This window comes from Candidatus Pelagibacter communis, assembly GCF_001180225.1.
GTDB lineage: Bacteria > Pseudomonadota > Alphaproteobacteria > Pelagibacterales > Pelagibacteraceae > Pelagibacter > Pelagibacter ubique_D.
This window is the reverse complement of the sequence record NZ_CVST01000076.1, coordinates 1-737: the sequence shown is the minus strand read 5'-3', so window position 1 is coordinate 737 and position 737 is coordinate 1. Positions and strand designations below refer to the sequence as shown.

General features: G+C 35.0%; 1 protein-coding gene. It reads right to left on the bottom strand.

Annotated features, from left to right (window positions below; translation table 11 throughout):
* Positions 1-737 (bottom strand): DUF1501 domain-containing protein (locus AMN99_RS05590; protein ID WP_143323955.1); only part of this gene is annotated, 737 nt, incomplete at both ends.

The following is a 737-nucleotide window of genomic DNA, read 5'->3' as shown; positions in this document are numbered from 1 at the left end:
ATCTCCAAAGAAAACTTCTTTTTCAATTCTGTTAAAGTCTAAATCAAACACAGTCGACATAGCAGATGCGTAAACTGATCGTGCATCAATCGTAGCATTTAAGTCTCTTCCTTGATAAAGCTCTTTTCTTTTTAATCCAGGCCAGTCTGTATGAACTTGTGCTTTTTTTAATAGTCCTCCAGCCATTAAAATAGCTGAACCGTAACCATGTTCTGTTCCATTACTGCTATTTTGTTTAATTGTTCGTCCAAATTCTGTTAAAGTTAAAACTAAAGTATTATCAAATGCTTCTTTTGACATTGAAGATTTTAAAGATCTAACGATATTATCATAATCAGATAGACAATCTGCATGTGCACCATCTGTTGCACCTTGTGCAGCATGCGTATCAAAGCCATCCACTTCAAAAACTGCAACCTTAGGTCCATCTGGTTTTGACAACTCAGTTCCAGCACTTGAAGCTAAAATCCAAGCATCATCCCTTGATCTGTTATCAAAATCTCTTGTTAAAATTATTTCTAAATTATCGCTCAATAATTTTTCATCATACTCTTCATATGCATTTTTAATTATTTCTAAGGTATTAGGATATGGCAGATAACGACCTACAGGAAAGTAGTTGTTGTTCATTGGAACACCTCTAATTAATAAAGGCATAGGTAAAGCTAAAGCCAGTCCTTTTCCTGTCAGTCCTGCTGTTTTCATTCCTCTACCAAGCCAACCTGTTTTTTCTTGGT